The following is a 3,764-nucleotide window of genomic DNA, read 5'->3' on the forward strand; positions in this document are numbered from 1 at the left end:
GCGCGCCGCCCGGCTGGCCAGGTGGCACGCGTGGCTCGTGCGCCAGTAGTCGAGGCAACGGGTCTTGGCGCCCATGAACCAGCCGTGGCAGCGCGCGAACCAGCCGACCGCCAGCAAGGTCGGCAGGGTCAGCACATAGATCCGCGCCACGACGGCCGCGCCGCCCACCTTCGCCACCACGATGGTCGCGATGCCGGACAACGCGTGGCCATGGGCGATCGCGAGCAGGGCCAGCAGCTTGACCGGAAACAGCAGCAGGCCGGGCAGCACGAAGGCGCACAGGGCGGCGTACGGCGGCAGGGTGCGCACGCGGGCTTCCAGCGCCGCCAGCGCCGGCCAGCGCGCGAGCGCCCGCGTGAGGCGCATGCCGGTATCCCAGCACCATTCCTCGACGAGCAACACCACGGCCGCCAGGTACACCAGCGGCGCGAACATCCGGCTGCGTGGAAGGGCTCGTGTCATGGCCTCATGATACGGGAAACGTGAACGGCACAGGGGCGCGCGCGCGTTGTCGAAGGCGCTACAATAGACGCATGAACAAGGCATTTGTAAAAGAGTCCGATAACGACGACGATGACGAGGCCCTGGCGCTCGCCCAGGCGATACCCGCCGGGTCCAAGAACTACATCACCCCGGCCGGCCACAAGGCCATCAAGGACGAGCTGCTGCAGCTGATCGACGTCGACCGTCCGGAAGTCGTGCGCGTCGTGCACTGGGCCGCGTCCAATGGCGACCGTTCGGAAAACGGCGACTACATCTACGGCAAGCGTCGCCTGCGCGAAATCGACCGGCGCATCCGCTTCCTCACCAAGCGCCTGGATTCCGCCTTCGTCGTGGATCCGTCCGTCCACTACGGCAACGACCAGGTGTTCTTCGGCGCCACCGTCACCTATGTCAACAAGGCTGGAGAAGAGCATACGGTCACCATCGTCGGCATCGACGAACTGGACCCGCTGAAAGGCAAGATCAGCTGGGTCTCGCCGGTGGCGCGCGCACTGACCAAGGCGCGCGAAGGCGACGTCGTCACATTGCATACGCCGCAAGGCAATGACGAGCTGGAAATCCTGAGCGTCGAGTACCCGGAGCCTGTCGCGGACTGATCCGGCTGGTGGCACGGGGCGCGCGGCGCGATGGTGCCGCGGCTGATAAGATGGCGGTTTCTGCTTCCCGCATCCCATGAACCGTTCCGCCGACGTTGCGTCCGAAGCCGATCCGCTGGCCGCCCTGCGCGCGGCCACCGCCACCCGCCACGCGGCCCTCGATGCCGGCCTGCCGATCGGCGCTCCCGGCGCCTCCCTGCACGACTACACCGCCCACCTGGTCCTGTTGCGGACCTGGCTCGTGCCCCTGCACGTCTGGCTGGCCGGATTCGCGGATGGCCCGCCATTCGAACACGCAACACGTCTGGCCCGGATCGACGCCGATCTCGCCGAGGCGGAACACGCGTTGTCGACCACGCCGGCCGGCACCGGCACGGATGCCGCCGCCTGGCCGGCAACGGCCAGCCCCGCCTACCGCTGGGGCGTGCACTACGTCATCGAAGGCTCGCAACTGGGCGGTGCCGTGTTGTACGAGCGCCTGCGCGAACGCCTGGCGCCGCACGGGCTGCGCTACCTGAAGGGCGACGACGCCGGCCCCGGCCCCCGCTGGCGCGTCTTCATGCAGGCACTGCGCGCCAGCGTGCGTACGCCGGCCGAGATCGCGGACGCCTGCGCGGGCGCGTGCGCGGCCTTCGACCGGATCCTGGGGCTGCGCGCCGATCCGCGTACCGGGCTTGCGCATCCGGCATTGCCGCCTGCAGCCGCGCCGGTACCGCCGCCGGCACGCGCCGGCACTGCCTGAGCCGCCTGGACGCTCATTCGATGGCTTCGGCCAGCCGCAGCATCCACGCCTTGCCGTGGTCCTTGCCGCCGTCGGCGAGCACGTCCTGTGCCACGCTCAGCGTGAAGACCTTGGCATCCGTGAACCAGCGCAGCTCGGAGACGGCCTGGCCTGTCGGCGCGCGCCGGATCGCGAACTGGGCCGGGCAGCGGGCAGTGCCGTGCCGCACGGAGGCATTCATCAGCTCGCGCACGCCGAGGACGCCGCCGCCTTCGGCCACGTAGGCCCACTCGTGCAGCATGACGAGCACACCGTCGGGACGCCGGTACACGCGCTTCACGCTGCTCCATGGGCCGTCCAGGCCGGGCCCCTCGGGCACCACGCCCACCAGCGTGTAGCCGGCGAGATCGCTGGCCGCGACATCTGCAGGCGGCACTGTCGCATGCGCAATGAAGCGATCCAGCGCGCCATCCGGCGGCAACGCCCGCCCGTCGGCGCTTTCCAGGTCGTGCGCTTCCTCGGACGTCATGTCGCCGTAAAGTACGCCGTCGCCCGCGCGCAGCCGCCTCATTTCGTCGTCGACCGCGCGCCGTAATTGCGGCGGCAGCGATGCCAGATCCACAAATTTGGATTTTCCGGGTTCAATTTGCGGTACGGGATCGGCCGCGTCCGCTTTTTTATGGCTATCCGCGCCGGCGTGAACAGTCAATAAGAAATAGCCGATCAGAAAAACCATAAGGTATCGGATCAATAACGCACTGTGTTCAGCGATCGGTGGCCGCATGCTCATTTCCGTTTCCAATAATAATTTTCCAAATCGAAACGTCTTTTTCTACGCCTTTGTACGATGGTTCGGCCGAGTGAATATGCGGGATCGCGTCCTGTTCCGGTTTGTGCCACGCCAATAGTGTGTATCTGGTTTCCGGGGTTAAATAATTCCCAAGAATTAATATGTCAATAGAAAGTAAACACAGAGAATCCGGAAAGTTGAGGTTGCATAAAAATCCTCATATTTAAATAACGCATCATTATTTCGACCCGAAAAGAAAATGAGGAAATGATGAGGCAACTTTACGAATATCACCCTGTCGTCGGCTATCGCTACATTCCCCGTCTGCGGGTGCGGATCCCGCATGAAGGCGGCGGATATCTCATCCAGGTCAACGAACAGGGATTCCGCGCCGACCGCCCCTTCGCGCGGGCACGTACACCCGGGCACCGGCGGGTCCTCGTGTTCGGCGATTCGTTCACGGCGGGCGATGCCGTGCCCAACCGCCAGCGCTATACCGAGCTTCTGGAAACGCGGCTGCCCGGCGCCGGCACGCCGCCCGTCGAGGTCTACAACTTCGGCCTGTCGTCGACGGGGACCGACCAGCAATACCTCATCTGGCGCGAATTCGGCCGCGACATCGAGCACGACCTCGTCGTGATCGCCGTCTTCGTCGAAAACATCCGGCGCGTTGCCGCACAATTCCGTCCGCACCACGACGAGCACGGCGTCGAGCGCCTGTATGCCAAGCCGTATTTCCGGATCGAGAACGGCACGCTGCAGCTGTGCCAGGTGCCGCCCCGGCGCGAACCGTACGAGGAACACGAGCTGGACGCCGCGCAGGCCGCCGCCGTGGACCATGGAGGACGCTTCCTCATGCTGCGCAGGATGGTGACGAAGCTGGGCATGCGCGACATGGTCCAGCACCTCACGCAATACCAGCCGCTGCCGCACTACGACTCGCCCGCCAGCCCGGCCTGGTGCCTGATGCGCGCGATCCTGGCGCAGTGGATCCGGGCGCTCGACGGGCCCGTCCTGCTGATGCCGCTGCCGTTGCCGCAGCACCTCGACGAAACGTGCGATGCAGCGCCTTACCAGGCCCGCTTCGCGGAACTGGCCGCCGACGTGGACCATGGAGGACGCTTCCTCATGCTGCGCAGGATGGTGACGAAGC

5 protein-coding genes are annotated in these 3,764 nt (G+C 66.1%); 3 read left to right on the top strand and 2 right to left on the bottom strand.

The genetic code is table 11. The features are described from left to right. On the bottom strand, positions 1-462 hold a 462-nt coding region (locus tag ACEN88_RS26530; RefSeq protein ID WP_413344472.1), incomplete at its 3' end, for a hypothetical protein. A 71-nt stretch (positions 463-533) separates the two neighbouring features. Between ACEN88_RS26530 and greB the strand changes: the two genes are divergently transcribed. Then, positions 534-1,100: a transcription elongation factor GreB gene (gene greB, locus ACEN88_RS26535; RefSeq protein ID WP_056328497.1), complete on the top strand. Its 567-nt coding sequence runs from the start codon at positions 534-536 to the stop codon at positions 1,098-1,100. Positions 1,101-1,176: 76 nt separating this feature from the next. Then, positions 1,177-1,842 carry a biliverdin-producing heme oxygenase gene (locus tag ACEN88_RS26540; protein ID WP_413344474.1) on the top strand — a complete coding sequence of 222 codons (666 nt, stop codon included), beginning with the start codon at positions 1,177-1,179 and terminating at the stop codon, positions 1,840-1,842. A gap of 13 nt (positions 1,843-1,855) precedes the next feature. Here ACEN88_RS26540 and ACEN88_RS26545 read toward each other — a convergent pair whose 3' ends face one another. Beyond that, positions 1,856-2,605, bottom strand: a complete 750-nt coding sequence (locus tag ACEN88_RS26545; protein WP_413344476.1) for a hypothetical protein — start codon at positions 2,603-2,605, stop codon at positions 1,856-1,858. A gap of 273 nt (positions 2,606-2,878) precedes the next feature. On the opposite strand from ACEN88_RS26545, the gene ACEN88_RS26550 reads away from it, so the two are divergent. Next, on the top strand, positions 2,879-3,764 hold an 886-nt coding region (locus tag ACEN88_RS26550), incomplete at its 3' end, for an SGNH/GDSL hydrolase family protein (protein ID WP_413344478.1).

Origin of the sequence: Massilia sp. CT11-108, assembly GCF_047302915.1 — a bacterium.
GTDB lineage: Bacteria > Pseudomonadota > Gammaproteobacteria > Burkholderiales > Burkholderiaceae_D > Telluria > Telluria orientalis.

Bases quoted from the DNA above. Each gene is read 5' to 3' on its own strand.
- ACEN88_RS26545 (WP_413344476.1), bottom strand. From the start codon at position 2,605: ATGCGGCCACCGATCGCTGAACACAGTGCGTTATTGATCCGATACCTT.
- greB (WP_056328497.1), top strand. From the start codon at position 534: ATGAACAAGGCATTTGTAAAAGAGTCCGATAACGACGACGATGACGAG.
- ACEN88_RS26540 (WP_413344474.1), top strand. From the start codon at position 1,177: ATGAACCGTTCCGCCGACGTTGCGTCCGAAGCCGATCCGCTGGCCGCC.